Annotated in this window: 19 protein-coding genes; 2 read left to right on the top strand and 17 right to left on the bottom strand. The window is 54.4% G+C overall.

Going from position 1 to position 20,331, the window contains the following annotated elements; genetic code table 11:
* Positions 1-34 precede the first annotated feature (34 nt).
* The 17 genes from ACOQPU_RS00245 to ACOQPU_RS00325 form a co-directional block, all read right to left on the bottom strand.
* The gene (locus ACOQPU_RS00245) at positions 35-2,707 is read right to left on the bottom strand and encodes a hypothetical protein (protein WP_420640475.1); all 2,673 of its coding nucleotides are present in this window, start codon (positions 2,705-2,707) and stop codon (positions 35-37) included.
* A 76-nt stretch (positions 2,708-2,783) separates the two neighbouring features.
* Positions 2,784-3,125 (bottom strand): hypothetical protein, encoded by a 342-nt coding sequence (locus ACOQPU_RS00250; protein WP_420640476.1) that lies wholly within the window; start codon positions 3,123-3,125, stop codon positions 2,784-2,786.
* A gap of 80 nt (positions 3,126-3,205) precedes the next feature.
* The gene (locus tag ACOQPU_RS00255) at positions 3,206-3,484 is read right to left on the bottom strand and encodes a hypothetical protein (RefSeq protein ID WP_420640477.1); all 279 of its coding nucleotides are present in this window, start codon (positions 3,482-3,484) and stop codon (positions 3,206-3,208) included.
* Positions 3,485-3,589: 105 nt separating this feature from the next.
* Complete coding sequence (locus ACOQPU_RS00260) at positions 3,590-3,946, bottom strand: DUF4326 domain-containing protein (protein ID WP_420640478.1); 357 nt, start codon at positions 3,944-3,946, stop codon at positions 3,590-3,592.
* Between the two features lie 3 nt (positions 3,947-3,949).
* Positions 3,950-4,345 (bottom strand): RNase H family protein, encoded by a 396-nt coding sequence (locus ACOQPU_RS00265; protein WP_420640479.1) that lies wholly within the window; start codon positions 4,343-4,345, stop codon positions 3,950-3,952.
* 459 nt (positions 4,346-4,804) lie between these two features.
* Positions 4,805-5,620: a phage antirepressor N-terminal domain-containing protein gene (locus tag ACOQPU_RS00270; RefSeq protein WP_420640480.1), complete on the bottom strand. Its 816-nt coding sequence runs from the start codon at positions 5,618-5,620 to the stop codon at positions 4,805-4,807.
* A gap of 125 nt (positions 5,621-5,745) precedes the next feature.
* Complete coding sequence (locus ACOQPU_RS00275) at positions 5,746-6,765, bottom strand: hypothetical protein (RefSeq protein ID WP_420640481.1); 1,020 nt, start codon at positions 6,763-6,765, stop codon at positions 5,746-5,748.
* Positions 6,719-7,144, bottom strand: a complete 426-nt coding sequence (locus ACOQPU_RS00280; protein ID WP_420640482.1) for a DnaA N-terminal domain-containing protein — start codon at positions 7,142-7,144, stop codon at positions 6,719-6,721. Before ACOQPU_RS00280 ends, ACOQPU_RS00275 begins: the two co-directional genes overlap by 47 nt.
* A gap of 9 nt (positions 7,145-7,153) precedes the next feature.
* On the bottom strand, positions 7,154-10,900 hold the full coding sequence (locus tag ACOQPU_RS00285; protein WP_420640483.1) for a DUF6094 domain-containing protein: 3,747 nt from the start codon (positions 10,898-10,900) through the stop codon (positions 7,154-7,156).
* A 121-nt stretch (positions 10,901-11,021) separates the two neighbouring features.
* Positions 11,022-12,698 (bottom strand): hypothetical protein, encoded by a 1,677-nt coding sequence (locus ACOQPU_RS00290; protein WP_420640484.1) that lies wholly within the window; start codon positions 12,696-12,698, stop codon positions 11,022-11,024.
* A gap of 26 nt (positions 12,699-12,724) precedes the next feature.
* Entirely contained in the window at positions 12,725-13,384 is a 660-nt protein-coding gene (gene radC, locus ACOQPU_RS00295) for a RadC family protein (RefSeq protein WP_420640531.1), read from the bottom strand.
* Between the two features lie 50 nt (positions 13,385-13,434).
* Complete coding sequence (locus ACOQPU_RS00300; RefSeq protein ID WP_420640485.1) at positions 13,435-13,881, bottom strand: hypothetical protein; 447 nt, start codon at positions 13,879-13,881, stop codon at positions 13,435-13,437.
* A gap of 25 nt (positions 13,882-13,906) precedes the next feature.
* Positions 13,907-14,587: a hypothetical protein gene (locus ACOQPU_RS00305; protein ID WP_420640486.1), complete on the bottom strand. Its 681-nt coding sequence runs from the start codon at positions 14,585-14,587 to the stop codon at positions 13,907-13,909.
* Between the two features lie 251 nt (positions 14,588-14,838).
* On the bottom strand, positions 14,839-15,117 hold the full coding sequence (locus ACOQPU_RS00310) for a DUF7694 domain-containing protein (RefSeq protein WP_420640487.1): 279 nt from the start codon (positions 15,115-15,117) through the stop codon (positions 14,839-14,841).
* Positions 15,118-15,132: 15 nt separating this feature from the next.
* On the bottom strand, positions 15,133-15,576 hold the full coding sequence (locus ACOQPU_RS00315) for a hypothetical protein (RefSeq protein ID WP_420640488.1): 444 nt from the start codon (positions 15,574-15,576) through the stop codon (positions 15,133-15,135).
* An 82-nt stretch (positions 15,577-15,658) separates the two neighbouring features.
* Positions 15,659-16,009: a hypothetical protein gene (locus tag ACOQPU_RS00320; protein WP_420640489.1), complete on the bottom strand. Its 351-nt coding sequence runs from the start codon at positions 16,007-16,009 to the stop codon at positions 15,659-15,661.
* Between the two features lie 23 nt (positions 16,010-16,032).
* Positions 16,033-16,398 carry a hypothetical protein gene (locus tag ACOQPU_RS00325; protein ID WP_420640490.1) on the bottom strand — a complete coding sequence of 122 codons (366 nt, stop codon included), beginning with the start codon at positions 16,396-16,398 and terminating at the stop codon, positions 16,033-16,035.
* 203 nt (positions 16,399-16,601) lie between these two features.
* Between ACOQPU_RS00325 and ACOQPU_RS00330 the strand changes: the two genes are divergently transcribed.
* Entirely contained in the window at positions 16,602-18,632 is a 2,031-nt protein-coding gene (locus ACOQPU_RS00330) for a hypothetical protein (protein WP_420640491.1), read from the top strand.
* Position 18,633: 1 nt separating this feature from the next.
* Positions 18,634-20,319 (top strand): hypothetical protein, encoded by a 1,686-nt coding sequence (locus ACOQPU_RS00335; RefSeq protein ID WP_420640492.1) that lies wholly within the window; start codon positions 18,634-18,636, stop codon positions 20,317-20,319.
* Positions 20,320-20,331: the final 12 nt, after the last annotated feature.

The raw sequence follows: 20,331 nt of genomic DNA on the forward strand, positions 1-20,331 counted from the left end.
GATGAATATGAAACAACGTCGCGACACGACGCCGCTACGCTGCGGCCGGTTCGAGGATAGCGTGGACGTTGCCGTCTACCACGTGCGCCCAGGCGATACGCCACTGGTCGTAGCGGATGGCAGCCAGCTCGTGGTCGCGCTGCACGTAGCCGAACAGGTTGCCGTGCGCGGTGCGCGTGATCACGCGGTTGCCGTCGGTCACCTCGGTGGTCAGCAGCAAGCCGCGGAAGCGCTCCTGCACGAAGTCGGCGATGCGGGCCTTGGCCTGGTCACGCTCGGCGGGCGGCACGTCGCTCATGCGGGTGTATTGACGGCCGTTTCGTGAGTTCAGCCAATTTAGCCAAACGCCATTCAGCCTGACCGGCACCCCGGCAGACCGCACAGCAGGCGCCTCGTCGTAATACAGAACAGCGCCGGCAGCCGTCCACACCGGTTCGCCCAACAAACCAATGTGGCGCAGCGCATCCAGCATCTGGTGGGCAATGCCAGGGTAGCGCCCGCTACCCCATTCCCGGCCGCCTTCCTCACGCTGTACGCCCAACTGCCAGACAAGCGCATCGCGCACCGGCGCGCCGTGCTGCGGCCCCTGCGCATACAGGTACGCCGCCGCCCCCAACAGCACAAACGGCCGTTTCGCCTCCGGCCACTGCTGCAGGAATCGGTCGCTGGCGGCGCGGGCAGCATCGAAGCTTGTACTGAGGGGCGATGTGCCTTCGCTGGCCGAAGCATCCACATCTTCTACGTCACCGCTTGCGCCGAGTGCCTGGCGCATCACCTGGCTGTAGGCCCGGCGCAGCTCCTTGCCCACATGCAACCAGTCACGGCCGTGGTCAAAGAGGGGCAGAGGCGGGCACGCTTCAACTGCCAGCGCTTCCACGTCAGCCCAATACTGTGCCTTGTGCATCTCCAGCGCACTGGCCAACGTATCGAGCCAGTGGGCAATCTGGCGACCACTTTCCGCTTCGTTCGCCTGCGGCCGCAGCCATTCCGGCAGCCGGTCCAGCAGCACGACCGGCATGGCGCGGCTGGCATTCGCCTGCCCATGTTTCACCATACGCGTGATGGCCATCTGGTTCCACTGTTTGACGGGCGCCAGGTTCAACCCGGTCTTCACCGAGCCGTCGATGACCGCTTCCAACGTCGCCGGCAACTGGTCCGGCAGGCGGCCGTAAATGGCCTTGCACATCATGAGCGCATTGCAGTGCGCCCCCAACACACCCTGGTTAGCCGCCGCTCGCTGAATGGTTGACGCCATCGCCTCGACGGAGTATGATACATTTGTTCTATTGCAGTCGCTTGCTTCCGTTAATTCGCCGTACTGATAGGTGACACTATCAATGCGGTTCGGTAGCAGGCGGCTTTGCATTTTGGGGTAGGAGAGCTGGCGACCGCCGGGTACATCCCATGCAATCATGTGACTGGCGTCTGTTGGTTGCAACAGTACGTACTCGCCCAGCTGGTTGGGGCTGCGCCAGATGAGCATCTTGCGGCCGCCGCTGTCGGACACATCGCTGAAAGGCATCACCCAGACCGCATCATCCCCGTCACAGCCGCCCAGCACATCGACGATGAAAGTCAGCCAATCTTGGTCGTTGACCCAGGCCGTGGCGCAGGCGGGGTCCAGTTCGATGCGACCTTCCGACACCTGCCGATTGCCCACCGCCGCCGGGAAGATGTAGTAACGGCCGCCCGGCGCGGGACAGCGCAGTTTGCTGGCGCGGCTGCCCAGCCGCTTGAGGTGCTGCCTGGCCACCGCTTTCACCATCCCGGCAAACCACATCAGGCTGCCGCCGCTGGCGATATACTCACCCACATGCCAGTCGGACAGAGAATCCAGGTCGCTGACAGAGTCGGCATCGTAGAGACGCTTGAGAATACCGGCTAAACGGCCGTTGCCAATCCCCTCCAGAAACAGTGCGCTTTCCATCCCTGCCCAGGCCAGCAAATGTTCTGGCTGAAAGAACGGGTGCAGGTTAATGAGGCTCTGGATATCCAGGCACATCTGGTCTTCGCTGTGCGTGGGATGCAGACCGATGAAAATACGGCCGTCCACCAAGGCCAACTCCTGCTTGGCGCTATTAGCCGGGAACATGAAATCGACGGCCAGGTCATCCACCACCAGGACGTGCCCCTTGTCCTGTCCGCCAGCGTGCAGCGTCGTCACCTCAAACCGGTCCGTGTGCAGCAGTTCGCGGCGGTGGCGATCATCGAGAGCTTGTCCTGAGCCTGTCGAAGGATACAGACTGTCGGCCAGGCGCTGGATGAAGCCACGGCTGACCTGACCGCTGCCGTCCCACAACTTCTCGTCGAGCAGGTCGTTGTAGTCAATGGTGACCTCAGCCTCATCAAAGAAGCGCCAGTAGCGAAACGGCCGCATCACGCGGGAGAGCCGTTTGGACAGCACATAGCCACCCTTGTGCAGCGAGAGCTGCAAGCCGGAGCGGGCCAGGAAAGCCTCGGTATCTGTACCGGGCACATGCAAATCCAGCACCTTATCGTCCTTCACCCAGCGCAGAGCCGGCCCTGAGCCTGTCGAAGGGGTGGGGGGATCGGCCTGGAAAATTTGGTTCAGTGCTTCTTCGTCACCAAAGGAGCCTGTCCTGAGCTCGTCGAAGGGACGGGAGACAATCTGCCACTGCAAGTCGTTAGGCAGAAACGGATAAGCTAAACCACCACGGTTGTCATCAAAACGTAAAACGGTCATCATCTTTCTCCTGTTTGAATTGGGGTTGAATGGATCAGAAAAGGGAGGCGGACACGGATGCGCCACTCCCCCAAAAGCATTAGAAGGGAAAATATTCGTCATCGGCCGGTGGGCAAGCCTGGCCGTAAACCACTTTGGGCAGCCGCTTCTGCCAGTGGCTGTAAAAGCCGGGCCGGCGAATCTCATCCGCCCCCAGACAGAGCACATAGCCCAGGTGCAGCTTGCCCCAGGGCGTGGGAATGCGGATGCTGATAAAGGCATCATCATGGTCCAGGACGAAGCACTGGTTGATTTCCAGATGTATCGGCCCGAAGAAAGCTGCGTAAGCGTCCTCACAGGCGCCATGATGTTCTTCGTAACCACGCGCCCAGCGGCTGAAGATGAGACGAGAAACCAGGTTAAACACACGTTGGGTAAACATTGAAACAAACACTCCTTTGTTGATTGGGGGAAAATGTGAAACGGCCCTTGCGGGCCAGAAAGATTTGGGGATGAACAATGCTAAAACGGCAAGTCCAACATCATGGCACTGACATGCTGCGGATTGACGCCGGCCGGGTACGTCGCCGCTGCCATGCAGGCGATCAGGGCGTCTTCACCGCCACATAATCGTTCTGCCAGCTGCACCCCCGTCAGCCCGTCGAAGAGAGAATCCAGGTCCGTGAGCAGCGCGCCATCCGCGCCTTCTTCCTGATAGAAGTAGCCCAGGGCGTGGTCATATCCATATGAAACGGTCATTTCGCCGTTTGCCGTTTGTTTCTGAAACCAATATCGGGACATCAAACACTCCTTTTATGATTGGGAAAATCATCGTGATCCTCAACGCAAAACGGCCGTACCCTGTGTCGAGTACGGCCGTTGCTAGGCGATTTGTTGATTGGCAAATTAAACGGATTGGCGCTGCACCCACGCAGCAGCCGATTTCACCACGTCGCCGTGGCAGGGGCCGGGCTTACACCAGCACACAAGCACCGATGACGGGTCAATAGCCCGCAGCGCAGCCAACACAGCTTCGTCGCCGGCCTGAATACGCGCCCACAACCAGCGGCGATAATGGGGCAGTGTCCGCCCTCGACCACCAAAGTCGCGAACCCTAAACGGATTTGCCAGTGGAGACTGTGGCAGATTGGCTGTGCGGTTGGCGCGCCCGATGTAGATCCACCGGTCACCAAAAACCTGGTTCAATGCCTCGGCAGAACCGTATTGTTTGAAGTTGATAACATTGCACATGGGGCACCACATGATTCACGCCACCAACTGCCGCGCCGCTGCCTGGGCTAACGCGTCACACCGTTCATTCATGGCATGGCCGCTGTGCCCGGCGACAAGCTGCACGCGCAGGTGATGTCCGGCAGACAACGCACGTACCTGCTGTACCAGGTCACGATTGGCTCTGGCTTTGCCGCCGTTCAGAATGGTGGCCACATACTGGCTGTCTGTGACCACCGTCACCTGGCAGCGACGTTTGAGGGCGGCCAAACCGGCAATGACCGCCTTTAACTCCATACGATTATTGGTGGCATGCGCCTCGCTGCCTGTGAGTGTCCTTTCATGGGCGCCGCTCTGCAAAATAGCCGCATATCCACCAGGGCCGGGATTCCCTTTGCAGGAACCGTCTGTGTACAGAAAAACTTGATTCATATTGAGCAAACCTCCTTTGCTTGAGTAAACAAAAAGGCCGGGTGCAGACGCACTGTCTACAACCGGCCTCTAAAATCTTCACAAAGCCCATGGCCGCAGGCCATTATGGGTAGCAAAAAGAGGGTGCTGCTCTATTTCCTGCCAGTTTGTCCTTGATGAAAAATCACGAACAGACGGGCACGCTATTGACCTTTTTGTAGGATTTACTAAATAGTGGGACTCATCCAGTAAATAACGGGACTCGTTCATTAAATAATGGGACTGTGGTGGTGCTTACTCCTGTAAATGATGTAGGATTCCTGGTTTTCAGATCGGCGTTGTTTGTAGGCTAGTTCCGTTTTTTACTGGATATTGTAGGCCAGTTTCATTATTTACTGACACGCTCTTTATTTGCCTTTTTGTCTACCTCTGGAGGCCAGTCCCATTATTTCGTGGACCAGTACCATTATTTAATGAATCCTACACTTTTCGTCCTGCCTCAGCCCAGGTATCCAGAAAATCCAGCACAGCCTGATACTGACTCTGCCGGATATTTTTATAGCTGGTGACCCGAAAACGTCGGTGGAGTTCTCTGAAAATGCCTTGATAATGGTTCTGGCTGGAATCCTTCTCGGTCATTTCAGTGGCAATCGCCAGCACTTTTGCAGAAATATCTGCCGCCTGCTCATCGGTAACGGCATCCCGGGGGGATAACTTTGCTTCCAGCGCCGTGATCCGTTTTCCATATTGCCCAATCACGATCGCCGCTTTGTCCAGCCGGGCCATCATACGCATTTGTTCTTCTGCTAACCGGGCGACCGCCAGCGCGTTCTCGCGGATTTGCTGCAGCGCCGCCATTGTTTCCGGGTTTGTTTGCATCCAATCATCCGGCACTGTGCGGTTGACAAAAGCATCGGCCAGGATCCGATAACATTCCCGTTGATATTGGATTAGCCGCTCTTTCAATTCTTCTTTAACGCGGTTGGCATTAATGCCAAACAGCCAGCCGTTAATCATGTCCAGGGGAAGGCAAAGCATCTCCCGGCGCTGGTCTGGCTGACCCTGCGTGGTTGTAACAACCACGCAGGGTATAAGCTCTTGCGCTAATACGGCGTCACGATTAATACGCTGTCGCTGGCTTGACCAATCAATGCCAAGGTGATCGCAAATCGGACGCACAGGGATATAAACAGAGGATTCACCCTCGGACTCAATCAGAACGGCCGTTAACTCATCACCATAAAACTCAACAACTTTTTGCTCAATCGGCACCAACGCATTGCTTTCTTCTGCCATATCTCACCTATTATTGCTCAATGAATGATGTCCAATTCTAACAGAGGGCCAAGGAGAACCAAGAGAATATCAAAGGTATCAATCGTTGCGGTACGTAGCTGCTTACATGACAAAGCAGCAAATTGTTACCCCGCCACCACTTGCGTCCGCTGCCGGTAAAAATCCAGGAGCGCCGTTTTGGATGCCGGCGCAGACTGTTTCTCGGCCAGATACTGGCGATATGTCTGTACCTCCGTCAGATTTTTCCCGTCAACCAGGGTCCCGTTGCCATATTGCAGCGGTTGTTTAACCGCTGTGCTGCCATTGGTCGGGCTTGCGGGTTTGCCATTGGCTTGACCGTTGCTTTTACGGGTAACCGGACGGCCGTTCGCCACAGTAGTCTGCTGCGGATGAATCCCATTGTTCTGGGCGGAGCCGTTTTGGGGTTTGGCAGCGCCGTTCGGTCCTCCGTTCTGCTCGCTTGCTGCCGCTACCAGCAGATAAGGGGCAGGCTGTCCCACAGATTGTTGATGCACCATCATCCGCAGCACATCCCAGGCATGGAGATAGGCTAAAACGGCCGTTGCCATCCGCCGCGCTTCATACAGCTTGAAGGTAACGTTGACTTCCACTTTTGCCGGCCCGTTCGGCGTGATCGCCCCGGTGGGGGTCAATTTACCCGGCCCGCTTTTCAGTTCCACGTACACATTTTCACCTTTGACGGCAATGGACAACACCCGGCTGGTAGCAGGTTGACCATTTTTCGGCGGCGTGCCCTTATATTCTCTGTGACTGAAGCTTTGCTCGCCGCGCGCCAGGGCGCCAAAAATAACCCGCGCATCTTCAACATCGATGAAGGCATTGGCAAATCCTTGTTTATTCATGCCCTGGCCTTTAACGTAATTGCCGGCAAACAGCCTTAGCTTCCCAATGGCCAGCGCATCCTCGACGTGCAAAAACCGTGATTGAGTAACATGGCTGTACAGGCGGACACGGGTAGGGGAGGGGGAGGGTTGGTTATTCATGAGGGCATCTCCTGGTAATATGAAATTCTTGTTTTGAGGTTGTTGCGCCAGCCTGCTTACATGACGCAAGCTGGCTATTGGTCTGGGTTCTGCTTCAATCTGCGCGAGATATTCGTGCAGGCGGCCTTCTAAAGGGGTCATAGCACTCACTTCGCATAGTTCTAGGAACAAAACAAATAATCACCTTGCTGCCGACCAAACCGTCAAGGGTGCGCTTGATGACGGGCGACAGACGATTTGTTAACCACTCATACGCATACTCGTTGCGCACCACCACAACCCAAAAAGCCGGGGTGCTGGGGGCGATCAAAATGTGGCTGTCTACCAGCCAGGTGTTAAAGGTCGCTTTGGTCATCTGCTGGTGCAGATCGGCCAGCACAAGCGGCCACAGCTTGTCGGGGGCAGCGGCAAGAGGGGAGAAAACGGGTTGTGAAACGATAGATTCGCTCATCATAGGCACGTTCCGGAAAATGAGGATAGGTTTCAAACGGCGGCGAATGTCAGGCATACGCTCAGCCATGCTCAACTGTTACACAGATAATTGACTCAACAGCAACCGCGGCCGCGGCACGGGCGGCGGCGCGGATTTATGCAAGTCAGCAGGTTCGTGTGCTTCATCGCTCTCATCATGCTTCGCCTGCTTTCCGTTCAAATGCGTACTGATGACCGCAACACCGTTGGGCTTTTCTTGCCCGTGGCCGTGGCTGTGGCCATTGCCGATTGGCGAATGGCCATTGGTGAAATGCGATGCCTGTTGGGGAGAACGGCCGCTGTCGCCGTTGGTCACAATTAAACGATCTGGAACCAATAACGGCCGTTGACTCAAGTGGCCATTGCCATTGATTACAACGGCAGCTTCTTCATCTGTCTCTTCTTCTACCATCTGGTAGTCGCCAATAATGGTATTCGCCTGGCGCAGGCTGGCATTGGCTTCAGCAAAGGCTTGCTGCAAACTGTGGGCGTCAATCTGTACGTCACCGGTGATGATTTTGGCCAGCGTGGCCACCAGGTCACCGGAGGTGAGGTCATCCAGTTCCGCCAGGCTGTCATCGCCCACGGTGTCGCCGTTGACGCGCAGAGCCGCGGCCACTTTGGCGGCCACCAGGCGCAGGGCGTCCTCCTGGATGGTCTCTTCATAAGCGAAAAAGTAGACCTTCACCGGCTCCGTCTGACCAATGCGCCAGGAGCGACGGCTGGCCTGGAGGACGGTGTAGACACTGTAGTCGATGGCCATCCAGACGATGGTGGGGAAATCGAGCAAGTCAATGCCCGTCTCTACTTTGCGCGGATGGGTGATGATCACATCCGCGCCCGCCTTGACCTGCTTTTCCACCCACTTTTCGCGCTGGTTGGGTGCGGCGCGGAGGATAGTAGCCTTCAGTCCGGCCGCTTCCAGCATTGCTTTCCACTCTGGCTGGATATCCAGGGTGTCGGTCTGCTGGCACAGCAGCAGGACGCGCCGTCCCTGGGCTTTCTCTTGCAGGCACAGCTCAATGATTTCTTCCTCTTTCGGGCCAACGAAGTCATCCGACAGTCCGGGCACTGAGGCGACAACAGTGCCGGTGCGGGGGCACTCGACCACCTTGGCCCGGCGCGGCGAATCCGGCCAGAAGAGCAGAGCGTAGAGGTATCCGGCCAGCAGCGATTTGTCGCCGCGAATGAGCCGTTCTTTGAGTTCTTCCTTCAGCTGCTCCTTGAGCGATTCGTAACGAACGGCCTGCTCCGGGGCCATGGAGACCGAAACCGGAATCTCGGTGTAAGCGGGTAGGGGGAAACCCATATCCCCCAGCGACAGGAAGACCGACCGATTGAGCAGCCAGGGCAGCATCGCCGGGCTACCGCCGGGCAGCTCTTTGAAGCGCACGTTGGAGCGGCTGTTGGCCGTCTGTCTGCCATCTTCGTCGAGAGTGACGGTTTCAATCCGCTGCAGGATGCCGTAGGCTGAGACCCAGTCCCGGCTGCGCAGGCGGCGCTGGCCGTTGGCCTCTGGGTCTACGTAGGTTTTGCCCATTTCTGAGGCAAGACGGAAAAGCAGGTAAAAGAGGCTGGACGCTTTGCCGCCGTAGATGGTGCCGGTGAGGGCGACCACCTTCTCAGCTGCCTGGGCCAGGTGGTGCATGGCGTACCCCTGGTCGCTGTCAAAGCCTTTGTACTGATGAACCTCATCCACTAACAGCAGATCCAGCTTCCCTTTGCCCCGTTTCTTGATGTAACCAGCCAGAGGTATCTTGCCATAGCCGAAGGTGTCGCGCACGGCCGTACCATGCCATTTCTCAAGTTCATGAAAAGGCACCGGCTGTCCTTTGTCGGTATAGCTGCGGATGAGTCGCTCTCGCTGGGCGTACAGCTTGAAGTTGCCGCGTACCTGGGACTCGCTGCGGCGGCGGGTGAACTGGTACAGTGGCGAACGGCATGCCTCATTGCTGCACGTCCATGTGGCGGTCTTGAGTTCTTTGACGGCAAGCGGCCGTCCGCCGCGGAACTGGGTTTCGCCGCAGACGGGGCAGCGAACGCCGCGCTGCTGTAGGGCCAGAATTTGTTTTTCGGTAAACGGGCGTTCTTCGACGGGCAGATCCATCAATTTTCGCGCGGATATCACGTTGCCCCACGGCCGTTCAATATCGCTGTACCCCTTGCTGCCATAGTTGTGGCTGGCCGGGCCGCCGTAGTCGTAGGCGTGTTCCCAGCCGGAGGCGCTGCGAGCGGTGGTTTGCTTGAGGACGCCAACCAATGGCGCATCATCGGGTTGATCGCCGAAGAATTGATCGACGTCACTGATCGTTTGCAGATGCATCGTGCGCACGCCGGGCCAGACGGCTTTGAATTCCCGCTGCCATTTGTCCACCAGGTGGGGCGGGCAGAGGACGATGGTGCGTCCAGCACTAAGACCAGCAGCAATCGCCGCAGAGATCGTGGTTTTACCTGTTCCCATCTCCCCAATCGCAATAGCCTCTGGATAGGTTTCCAAACGGGTCAGTATGGCGGCGGCCGCATGTTTTTGGGCAGGCAACAGGCCGGATTTGCCGTTCATTCCTGGTATCTTTCGCTTTTTGCTCAGACTGTTCAGCAAACGGCCGTATCCATTCAAATCAAACTGGTAAACCGGAGGATACTCCTGAGCCACAATGCGCGTCAGGTGCGAAATCCACTTCTGCAAGAACTGCTCCAGTTCCGCGCCTTTGTAGCTGGTAACCTGGCCGTTACTGTCTACGGTGGTAATGTCGGTGACGACGCTTTCCGTCTCCAGATGTGTTACCCGGGTACGACCGTCCGGCAGCGGTTCCTCATATTCCTCGGCACGGGTCACTTTGTAGTTGCGGCCTTTGATCAACAGCCGCTCGTCGTCATCGGCCAATACCTGGTTATTGAGATGGCCGGCGGCAATGACGCTATTCATGTGTCCAATTTTGAGGGGCGTTAACGGCCGTAACGGGACGTTGGCGCCGTCTGGGTCCAGATGCTCGTGCCAGGCGTCTTTGGTGCTGGCGCCCAATTGCCGAGCCTCGGCCAGGGCGTCGGCCGGATCGACAAATTGGGAGCGGAATTTGAATGCACCGTGTTTGACAGCCAGTGGTGGGAGTGAATAGAGAGGTTCGGAAACGGCCGTTAATGGCGGCAGCATTTCTTTACCCACAGCCTGCCGTGCCAGCTTTTCTACTATCTCACTTTCGGGCGTGATGGCTTTCGGCCGCAGAACGCCGAAGAGGACAATTTGTTTGAACCGATCGTACTCCTCATCCGGGAAGCGAAAAACCTTCACCCGATCATACCAAGATAGGATGTACCGCGTCGCTTTCCGGAAACGCAGCATATGCTGGGGGACAACCCAGACGAGCAATCCGCTTGGCTGCAGCCAGGGACGGGTGTGAACAAGCCATTGATATTCCAACCTGCCGTCCACATCGTCATGATCATAGGGCGGGTTGAGATAGAGCAGATTGTAACCACCGCGAGAGGTGACCAGGCTGAGATAGCTGTCGTGAAGAATGCGCGTGCCGTGAGATGCGGCCGCATCGCCTTTATCGAAGCCATGCCGGGTAACCAGGAGCTGGCCCACGGCTTCACGGGCTGCTTTGGCCCGGCCCTCATGCAGCTCAACGCCGAAGGGGTCCAGGTGCAGCTTTTTGGCCAGGGTCACTAAGGCACTGCCCTCACCGGCGCATGGGTCGAGGATACGGCCGTCTTTTGGGGCAGCGATGTGGGTTACAAGACGTTCAGTAACAGAAGGAGGGAGTCTGAAATATCCCGCCTTTTCAACGTTTGCTAATCTGGTCATTTGCTTTACCTCTAGAATGTAAGGGGTAGAAGGGTAGATGTATGTAGGTTGACAGAGTTATTGAATAGCGTGACAAAGTTGTTGAATTGGGTGGCAATCTAAAGATTATTTTCAACTGAGGTCAGAAAGAAATCTTTTGCGATTGTAGACCGCACTCGACAACGCTTTGCCATTCCTTGGATGTCGGCAGAGTCCGCCAGGCCGCATAGCCCTGCCCTTCACCCTCATCAAGCAGGGTGATAAGCTCATGCGCACGGCCGTTTTCCCACAGATACTCCGCCCATGCCGGCAGCAGCGGCAGCGCCAGACACTTGTTTAGCATGGGATAAAACAGCGGCGGTATCGGCTGCGTGCCGTCATCCAGCAGGTAGAAAGGCTGCTCCGGATTCATCTCTTTCAGGCTGGCCTGCTTGTGAATCAGGATGTGGTTGGCCCAGCCGCAGGGCAGCGTGGCCTGGATTTTTACGTGCTCTTTCATGCCGTCCAGGCGTATCCGCTTGCGGCCCAGCCAGTGCACCTTGCCCCCGCCGACCAGCGCCGCCCAGTTGGCCTTCACCGACTGCTTGGCCCCCACCATCTCCAGGTAAACCAGCGTTTCGTCCACGCCGTCAATGGCCAGCGCCGGCGTCAATACGGCCAATCCCTGGGCCAATGACAGCTTGCGGGCGGGGTCGTTTTGGACGCGCACCTCTTTGAGAATCACACGCTGCGCCTCATAGTCGTCACGTTTGGGCCGGAAATGGTATGGTTGGCACCAGGTCAGCTCCGTCTGATACCCCACCTTTCGCAGCGCCTGGCTGACACGGCCGTCGGCCACCAACTGCTCCGCCTGCCACTCGCTGGTGGACGCCACGCCGAGGGCGTCCACCACATCCCGCAGCAGCAAGGCCGGCCCCAATTCCGTCATCACCGGCGAAAGAGACGCCAGTTTCTCCTGAAGGTTTGTTTCCGCTGCCGCCGCCAATGTTACCGGACGCGGTCGGTATTCTCCATCCTGTGGGGTGGGGCGGTAGCCGTGGGCTTGCAGCGTCTCGCTAACGATAGTTTGCAGCGCCGGCGCTAATTCATTGCTGTAAAAACCACGGCCGTATGCCCCCAACTGCGCCTGGTAAATCACGCTGCTGACCAACACGGGACGGCCGTTTTCGCGGCGCAGCAGATCATCCAGGCGGCTGCGGGCGGTTGCCTCATCAACAGGCAGCGGTTTGGTGTAGCTGCCGGTGGCAGTACTGTCATCTTTTTCCCAACCGTCCTGTGCGGCAATGGCGTCTACCTGGGTTTGAATCAGGCTCTGTTCGGCGGCTGCCAGCTTGCTCCAGTGACGGCCGTATACCGCCAACCCCGCCTTGTTCCACAGAATCGTGCAGGCGATCTCCTGTCGCGGAAAGCTGCTGCCGGTTCCGGCCAGGGCCAGCTCATCGCGCACCAGGTGGGCATCGACCGGCGGATATTGGCGGCGATACGCGCCGCGCCGGGCAAAGGGAACGGCCGGAGGCCCCAGCTCCACTTCGCCTCCATAGCCGAGATGGGCGCACGCCTTTTCCGTCACCTGGCACACCGTCTGGTAGGCGGCTTCAGTCTGAATGCCGTCGGGATACAGAACGGCCGCCACTACCTGCAAGCTCTCATTGCTGGGCAGATAGACATCCTCGCCGACGGTCATCGTTTCGATGTCATTCAGGCCGTCCAGGATTGCCTGCCGCTTGCCCTCTTTGTCATTGGTGTAGGTCTGCGATTTGCCGTTGAGGGACAGCGTAAACGTGCTCCCGTCTGCGGCGCAGGTGACAGATTGAATCATGATATTGTGCTCCAAAATGGGGGTGATTAGTCAAAGCCCAAGGACCTTTCTTTGAGCGACACAAAGGTACGACCGATGATGATATGATCCAGACATTCGATATCGAGCAGCTTCCCAGCCTGCACGATTTGCCGGGTCACGTTGATGTCCTCCGGACTGGGGGACGGGTCGAGTGAAGGGTGGTTATGCGCAACGATGATCGCCGCCGCCGCTGTTTCAATTGCCGGGCGGAAGATTTCGCCGGTGCGCACCACGCTGGTGTTGAGGCTGCCTTTGTAGATTTCGGTCATCTTCAGCACGCGATTGCGCGTGTCCAGCAGGATCACCCATAAGGCTTCCTGTTCCAAATGGGCCATGCGCGGCGTCAGCAGCGCCGCGGCATCGGCCGGGCTGGTGACGCGCGGTCGTTCGTCGGCCGGCGGCGCCTGCAAGCGGCGGCTCAATTCCAGCATGGCCACCAGGCGGCCGGCCTGTGTCTCACCAATGCCCCGAATGCGCATCAGCTGTTCTTTGCTGGCCCGCGCCAGTTGGTGCAGCGAGCCGCAGCGGGTCAGGAGTTCATCGGCAATACCCGGCGCTTCAGCCGTGCCCAGGACGAGAGCCAGCAGTTCCGCTGTGGCCAAGGCGTCGCTGCCATGACGGTGCAGGCGGTATAACGGCCGTTCCTCCAGCGGCAAATCACACAACCGGCGCCGGGTCGGGGAGGGCTGGTGATAGGCGAAAGCCAGTTGGGTAGTCACGACGTCCCCCAATTAGCCCGTGTCAATCGCGCTTGCAGCCCCTGGGCGATGAAATCATGCTCCACGTAAAGCGTCTCTTCGCGCGCCGGTGGCGCTGTCAGCGCCTGGTGCAAGCTCTGGCCCAGGGCTGCTTGCAGCGCCAGCAAGGTCAGCAGGATGAGCTGGTTGCGGGGATTGGTCGCCTGCTGCTGCACGTCGGCGATGGCCTGATACAGTGCGTTGGCCAGCAGATTGAAGGCCGAGCCTTCGAGCAATCCGGGAATGAATTCGAGGCGCAGGTCAATAAACCGGTTCAAGGCCAGAACCGGCTGCACCGTCGCCAGCATTTCCGGCTCAAATTCGGCCGCAAACGTCAGGTTTTTGCCTGTGTCTACAGCCAGGACGTTAGTGCGTTCAGGGTGGGGAATGGCTACATACCATTCCCCCGCCGGCGTCAATTGCACGAGCTTCGTTTGTTTGTAGATAGATTCAGTCATGGTCGCACTCCTCGTTGACGGGCACCAGTACAGCCCAGGTGCGCGGACTGTCAATCCAGATTTGGGCATGGGGAATGTGAGCCAGTAGCCGTTTGGCCCGCCACTTGGGCCGTAACTTGCGGGCTATCACGCGAAAAAGACCTGTGTGGGGATCGCCGACCAGATCGCCAGGCCGGGCGTTGTCCCAGGTCAGAATAGGCGCTTCGCCATTGGCATAGCCTTCAGATTCCAGGACGTACAGCATGGCGTTCCGTGCCTGACCAACAGCGGTCATGATCTGGTGGGTATCGGCCTGCCCCAAAACTGCATCCAGCTGCCGGTAGGCTGTAGCTAACCGGTGGTGCGGCCGAACAGCTCTGGGGTGGTACTTCTGAAAGCCGACGCTTTCAACGACAAACATGTTGCCCTGCTCATCACTTCGACCTGGCTCAGTGCAGGCTTCCAGATTGTCCCCCACCGAGGTGCTGCGCACGTGCAGCAGCACGTCGTCGTTATCCCACCACGGCCGTGCCACATGCTGCGTTTGCCGAAAAGCAATTTCCAAGGCCTGCTCGGCCGACATCTCTGCGGGCATCTGCACCGTCGCCACCGGGCGGACCGGGGGCACAATGTCGCTGTGACGGCCACGATATTCAAGAAAACGAGGATTGTGATATACCTTAATTTGGGGCATAGGCGACCTCCAACACTTGCAATGGGATGTGATTGGGGCGACCTGGAACCATTGCCCAGGTCAGCCTCATCCCATGAGCGGCGTTAGCCGCCCCATGCACGTTGCCATTATGGGGTATAATTGTGGTTATCCACCGCCATAGCCTGTACTGGCGGCATAGAAATTTGAGGGGCGTGAACCGGACCTTTCTTGCAGAGGGGAAACAGGTTCAAAACAAAAGCTCGGCTTGGCCGGGCTTTTGTCATTTATGGTTAGCCGACCTGATATTTCATTGCCAGGTTCATGCACACTGGGGGCGACCACTCCGCTGGAAACATCCAGAGATGGTAGACATGCGCATCATCAACTAACTGCTCTGCCGGTGGATACAACTCAATCGCCCAGCGGTCAGGATACACGTCGGCGAATGTCCGCCAAACTTGCTGCCAATTCAAGCGTCTGTAATCCGGCGTATACACCTTCAAATAGGTCACGGGGCCACAGTGTGCTGTATGAAAGGTTTCAACTGTTTGTACCAATGCGTTCGTCATCAAAACCTCCCGGCGTCAATGTTGCCGCTGGACCTCTGCCACAGCAGGATCTGCCTTCCAGGTAGCCCGCAACGGCCGTATCTCCCCCAAATCAATTACACCCGCAGCACACACCTTGAATCCTTTTTCAGCCGCCGCTGCTTGCAGCGTTGTGATGACACGCTCCTTCAGCGCCGCAGCCTGTTCCCAGGCGGCGTCATATTTCTGCCAGGTGGGATCGCCTTCGCGACGGCCGTTGTACAGCTGCACCGTCGCCACCGGCAGGTAACAAGCGAGAATGTGTTCATCGCAGTTAATCGTGCGGACGTGGACGCCCACGCTGACCTGACGCAGATCAGGAATTTGGGCGGAGACGCCTTCAATGATTTCCAGCACCACAACCCGCACCACCTGACCGGGAACGAAAGGCTCGGCCATAAATTCTTCCAATTGGCCAAATTGAATCACCTGTTTGGTCATGGGATCCTCCTTACCTGGCAAACAAAAACGCCGGCAAAATGCCGGCGTCTTCCTATTTATATGGTGTTGCGTAATGAGGCCGCTAATCGCCCGTTATCAAAGGCGCAAACAGCGCAGCTGCTAGATTGTCGCGTTGGCTCGCCAGCCAGTCGTCGATCTCTTCCAGGATTTCTTCCCGGCTCACTGCGCAGATGGAAACGCCACGCTGGTAGATATCCAGCGCGCCAAAAGTGGCCTGTGACAGCCATTGGATCCGCTGCTGATCCTCAATGGTATGCAGTTCATGATACGCCCGCTGCTGGATAGCCAGCAGCTCGGTAACCAGGCCGGGATAATTGCGAAAACGATCCCGCACCGGCCGGATGAAATACCGGCCGGATTGGGGATGCCGCCAATGGCCGTAACGGGTATGCAGCAGAGTTGCGCCTAACAATTTCGGTTCGTTCATCATCCTTCCTAAGGTCCGCAACCGACGTAAAGCCCCTTGATCATCTCCAGCCAGTAGCTGTCTTCCGGACCGCTGACCTGCACGCCGGTCACCTTTAACGCCCGGCGCAGGTAACGCCAATCGACCAGCCTTTCGCCAACACCCTCACGCATAAAGGTTTCCGCTTTCGCGATTTCGGTGTTTAACTTTTCCAGGTCAATCTTGCGACACCATTCATTAGGATCAGGTGGCATTACCTGACGAATAGATTGAATGCCGGTCAACGGCAGGCTAACCTGGTGTCCGCTGGCCATCAAAACCGCGATGAACAGCAGGAGTAAAGCCAGAATCAGTACCGGGATGGTCCACTTGTGACGGGTCTGTGATTGTTCCATAGTATACCTCCATTTAGAACATTTGTGCATAATTCGCACCATCAAGCCTGTTAAGGCCTAGTGCCACTACCTCCCATCACCACAGTGAGAAATAAAAACGCCGGTCGTTATGACCGGCGCTTGTTTTCAGGATCATTTGTCGCTACTTTCTAGCAACGTTAGAATATTAGCTCATTAGTGCTAGAAGGAGTGATAAGCTTATTATGGTTGGACTATCAGTAAACGAACATGCCTATTCACAAAATAAAAGCCTCTGGGAACGATTAACTATTCAAGAACAAAAACAAATGCTTCTCGTTGCTTCAAAAGTTTGGAACAATCCTGAAGGGTCAATAGACAATAATTTATCTGATGAAACTCTTGCTGAATTACAAGGTAAAGAAGTTCTCAGTCGAGACCAGGAAGGAACCTGGCAATTTGCCTTACCACAGTTGTTATCTTTTGTTCAGGCGCACAACCATATTCGTTCACAGCAACTCCACACATTATCATCTGATAAGGTCTTACAAAATCTGCAGCAGTTAACTTCCTCAATGGATGCTATATCCTCTCGCGAGTGGAGGAATCTGACCAGCTTCGTCATTGCCCATCTTGTAAATGAATATAAGCAAGCACATTTACCAATGCGGTTTGTAGCAAACAACATACCCTCAAAGGATTTTTGGCAAATTTACACTCCTCTTTGCACGATATTGCCGTTTCTTGAGTTAGATGCCACTTATTTTGCCTCCCTTCTTGAAACTATAGCCATCCGCGCACAAGATGACATGATGAAATTCAGGGTGTTTGCAGCCGCCGAACAATTGGGAAACCTAAAACCTAACACAGCCTTTCAATTACTTGACGCTTTTATTGAATCCCCAAACCCTATAACAGGGAATTTTCTTCACCGAATCATGATAGGAATTGCAAAGAGTTCCCCCGCCAATCTTGATAAAATTCTCGCGACAAGCGAAGAATGGTTACATTCTACAAAGCCAACATTCCACCAATCAGCAATTCATTGTATGCTGGGTTTAATTTTAGAAGGCAATTTAGAGACAGATCGGTTGTTAGCAAACATAGATTCACTCAGTGATAGCTTGGAGGAAGGTGTAGCCCATGCCGTCGCTGTCACGCTTGCTGAGCTTGGAGTCAGGTTTGAGGAACACCGATCCGGTTGTTTTGATAGGCTAATAAATTTAAAACAACGACATCCAATTAGTGAAGTCTCTCATGGGATAGCTGTAGGATTATTAGGAAAGAACGAAGATAGTGGGGCTTTGAAATATAAACTTGACTGCTTATCTTTGCTTACAGATGTTCCAATATCAGATAAAAACACAATCCAGCGAATCGCATCGCTATTGCATCCACTTCACCCCCACAATGTGTGGCAATTTCTTGAAGCATGGGTGACGCAACACGAACTTAACGAATCCATTACTGCCGACGATATGTTTTCATACATAATCAAAGAAGCTCACAGACGTGATCCAGATTTGAGCAAGCGTGTTGTGACGTATTGGTTTTCATCCTCAAACTTACAGCTAGTGGAAGAAGGGCGCTTGATCCTTCAGGAACTATCCTTGGAAAGCTTCGCTCCTGATGTTATACAAAATCTCTCACCGAAGAAAATTATCTATATCACAGAGAAACTGCTTGTATGGCCTCCAATGGGATTACAGTTATTACAGTTGCTATATAGCATTTTGCAAAACGTTTCTGAGCTTGAGAATCTAGCCGATTATTTTTTAGGAATCTTAGAGGAAATTGCTTGGAATATTCCTGGCAGTACTCAAGAATTTTTAAACCAAACTCTCAGGGAAGATGATGATAATATTGTCACCCAATTATTAGGTAATGTCTCTGAAAAACTCCAAAACTACCAGAAACAGCGTAAAGACGTATTTGTTCCAGAATTAACACCTTCTCGCGGCAGAACCCGACAATATATTGAGCATCACAACAAACAAATGCAAAAGGTTCAAAAAGCAGCTTTTGATGAACGTGGAGGGTTACTGAGTCTTGTGCACCATGTAGACATTGCTAGGGGAGATCGCTCATTTCATATGAATGTTCTTCACCCAGACTCCTCACAAAGAAGAACATTTAGCGTGCCATCAGGCTTTGGGCACTTTGAACACAGCATTGAACTACCTCGAGATGAACTGCTTGACCCAGAAGCTGCCGCCTGGCGTCGTTTGCGAAGAAAGAATTTAAAGTTGGAAGATATTCAAATTGGAACTGAATAACATGCGCTTTATAGTCCAAGATTACCTTGCCCATATCAAAGAAAGGGATGAACTTGACGCAATCCTTCCCGATCTATTGCGGTCCATGGGTTTTCAAATCGTTAAATTGGCTTTCCGGGGAGAAGTTGAACATGGAGTTGACATTGCGGCTCTCCGAAAAGAAAAAGATGATGATTGGATTTTATATCTTATCCAAGTCAAACCCGGAGATATAGATCAAAAAAATTGGGACGCTGGCCCCAACAGCATTCGTGCCACGCTGAATAATTTGTTGGACGTACCTTTTGAAGATTTAACGAAAGCCCAACTACAAAAGGCAAAAAAACAGGTCATCCTCGCTCATAATGGCACTTTGCGCCAGAATGTCCGGGATAGGTTCAACGGATATATCAAAAACGAATTCCTACCTCGGATGCCTTTTGATCGATGGGATTTGGACCATCTTGCAGAAATGTTTCATACGCATTTATTGAACGAGAGAATCTTGCCTAACAAAGAACATCAGAGATTGCTCAAAAGAACTCTCATTTTTCTTGATGTGCCCGATTATGACTTAGCTGATTTCAAACAGCTGATAAGGGAATTCCTACCTGATGTCAGGCAACTAAAAAAACAACAACGCAATAGAATTTTTGGTTTTCTCCGTTTAACTCTGGCTATGATAGCTCAACAATGTCAACAGCCAGATTTTAACAACCTAACTCCTGCTGTTACCGCTCATGAATATGCCCTATTAGTCGTATGGGGATGGATGCAGCGAAATGATCTCTTCCAAAAGAAAGTTTTAGAGGAATTCAGCGAGACATTCTTTCGGTTCTTACAAATTTCAAGTTTGTGGGCGGGAAAAATTGCTTCATCGGCTAACATACCAGCTGGATTATCTCTTAATGCTTCATTCGAGCGCGTAGAGTACCCATTAAGAACCTTCGAGGTAATTGGCAACTTAGGAATTCTAACAACTATTTGGTTCTACATGGGAAACAACCCAGTTGCCACACAAAACCAACAAACCTTTGCTCAGCTTCTCATGAATGTTATTAGAAATAATGCCTCTCGGCATCGCCCATTGCTTGATAATCACTCCATAGATATTTTTCTGGGGATGTGGGCGTTATTACTTACTGGTCACGCTGATTTTGTCAAATGGTGGCTAAGCGATATTCTCGAACATTTGGCAATACGAAGAAACATGTTTGGCAGACTTCCTGAAGTATACAACAAGGTTGATTTAGTCATTGAATACGAAGCAACTGGAGAACGACCGATTGGCTACATTGATTCCTCGTCAACTCTCCTCTATATGCTATTTGAGTTCTGCTTGTTGTTAAACGCTGAAGATTTATATTCAAATTATATTCAACACTTCGATGAAGTAGATTTTCAAGTTTGGTATCCACCAGAAAATGTTGAGGATATTTTGTACTACAGTGAAGTGCACGGGGGAGATACAGAAACCATTCAACGGTTACCTGAATCTTTTGAAGAATTCCGCCTTGATGTTCAAGCGCGTCATCAAGAATTTGATCACTCAAAATACTCGCCAATCGAGCAAGGATTTCCAATCTTGTTACTCTTAGCGTGTAAGCATTTTCGCACTCCGGTCTTTCCCTTTTGGTGGCGTGAACTAATGGTTGCATGGCAAATAATTGAAGGAGCTGATGGTAAAAGGCGCTCTGAGGAAAGTTGAATTTATGTTACC

Source organism: Candidatus Leptofilum sp. (assembly GCF_965223285.1).
Lineage (GTDB): Bacteria > Chloroflexota > Anaerolineae > Promineifilales > Promineifilaceae > Leptofilum.